Annotated in this window: 3 protein-coding genes; all 3 read right to left on the minus strand. The window is 41.3% G+C overall.

Going from position 1 to position 1553, the window contains the following annotated elements; genetic code table 11:
* Nucleotides 1-160 precede the first annotated feature (160 nt).
* From ACFIKU_RS09615 to ACFIKU_RS09625, 3 genes are read right to left on the minus strand one after another with little or no spacing between them, the layout of a single operon-like run.
* A complete protein-coding gene (locus ACFIKU_RS09615) occupies nt 161-289 on the minus strand; it encodes a hypothetical protein (protein WP_375657371.1) in 129 nt (42 codons plus the stop codon).
* On the minus strand, nt 277-678 hold the full coding sequence (locus ACFIKU_RS09620) for a hypothetical protein (RefSeq protein WP_375657372.1): 402 nt from the start codon (nt 676-678) through the stop codon (nt 277-279). The genes ACFIKU_RS09615 and ACFIKU_RS09620 overlap by 13 nt, the downstream gene beginning before the upstream one ends.
* Nucleotides 675-1430, minus strand: coding sequence for a filamentous hemagglutinin (locus ACFIKU_RS09625; RefSeq protein ID WP_375657373.1), 756 nt, complete (start codon nt 1428-1430; stop codon nt 675-677). The genes ACFIKU_RS09620 and ACFIKU_RS09625 overlap by 4 nt, the downstream gene beginning before the upstream one ends.
* Nucleotides 1431-1553 lie beyond the last annotated feature (123 nt).

The following is a 1553-nucleotide window of genomic DNA, read 5'->3' on the forward strand; positions in this document are numbered from 1 at the left end:
TCTCCATAATGCTGGAGAAAGTGAGGGAATTGAGTTAACACATCCAGTGATACTTAACAGAGCTATGCAACTCAATAGTTTTAAGATTTTCTTCATTTTTCCCCTCTTTCAATGGATTTATTTACGATAAAACAGTTCATAAGCCTGTTGATATTTTCTGTCACCGCTGCTTAAAACAACGGTGAACAATGTTGAGATGACGAATTGAGAAAACAATCGCGCCATTCCAAGCAAAGGCAAGGATGGCGGATTGTTGATCATCACAAACAGCAAAACTTAAGGATAGCATTCATATTGTTCTGGATGCTTTTTACAAAAAGGGCTGTTTAAGCGCTTCTTGACACTTCTCTGTGGGATGACAGCGCCTGAACGACAAATGGGAAGGTTTTCCGCTTTATGATTCTCGCACCAAGTCCCTCCCCCCACTTTATCACGAAAACCAGCTTGAATCATACAAGCTTCTATGGTTGCCCATGCATTGTTGCTTAAATTTCTGTTTTCTGGAAATACATCATAAGGTGCTGGCATTCCACATTCTAAAAGTGCTTTTTTTACCTCAAGCCGATCTGCTCCTGATTTCTCCCACACCGTGAAGTATCCTGCAGGAGGTTTATTAAATTGGCATCCCGTTATAACTAATAAAGCTATGCAACTCAATAATTTAAAGATTTGTTTCATTTTTTCCTCCTTAAAGGGAATTGTACTCGATGGGAAAGTCCATATATATCTCGACATTTTGGACCCGCATCTCCAAGGCAAGTATGGGGATTATAAGGATTTGAGAACATATTCCATGTTTCTTTCCACCAGTTACTACCAGCAGGTATTGTCTCATAAGTATAGCCATTACCGCCAATCCATCGGCTTACAAAGTCAAATCTATGCCCATCAAAGCCAATAGTGGTTTGTTTGCCACCACTCACATAAGCTAACAGACCGGATGCAGCCAAAACATTAGCCCCTGGTCCATAGAAACTGATTGTTGTATTGCCAGCTACATCATTTACACCTTCTTGTTTGAAAGAATTCATCATATTAAAGCCTGTCAAACTGCCACGACTATGGGCATCAAAATGCAATCCTGTGTTACCATAGCGAGACATTATATCTTTTGCTTCTTGTGTGGAATTGGTCAAACCCCAAAAGTTATTTTCCATGAACTTCTGATAGCCTGCTACCAGAAGTTCTGAGATGGCAGAATCCGCTTGGGGGAACACAACAAAATAAAGCGGTACATTTTTATTCTCCGCATGTTGCTCAGCATAAACAGCGGCTTCCTCTGGTGGGGTAAAAATGCCATTGAGGAACACATGCACCTTGCCATCAGCACCAGCTTGTAAATGCTGCTTTTCTTCATCCGTTAAATAATGAAAGTGAGAAAACAATCGCGCCATTCCAAGCGAAGGCAAGGAGGGCGGATTGTTGGTCATTACAAACAGCAAGACTTAAGGTTGGCATTTGCGACTATTTTTATACTTTTTACAAAAAGGGCTGTTTAAGCGCTTCTTGACACTGCGCCTCGGGATCACAGCACCTGGACGACAAATGGGCAA

It is taken from the genome of Bartonella sp. CM120XJJH (assembly GCF_042194715.1).
In the GTDB taxonomy this organism is placed as follows: domain Bacteria; phylum Pseudomonadota; class Alphaproteobacteria; order Rhizobiales; family Rhizobiaceae; genus Bartonella.

Bases quoted from the DNA above. Each gene is read 5' to 3' on its own strand.
- ACFIKU_RS09615 (WP_375657371.1), bottom strand. From the start codon at position 289: ATGCTATCCTTAAGTTTTGCTGTTTGTGATGATCAACAATCCGCCATC.
- ACFIKU_RS09620 (WP_375657372.1), bottom strand. From the start codon at position 678: ATGAAACAAATCTTTAAATTATTGAGTTGCATAGCTTTATTAGTTATA.
- ACFIKU_RS09625 (WP_375657373.1), bottom strand. From the start codon at position 1,430: ATGACCAACAATCCGCCCTCCTTGCCTTCGCTTGGAATGGCGCGATTG.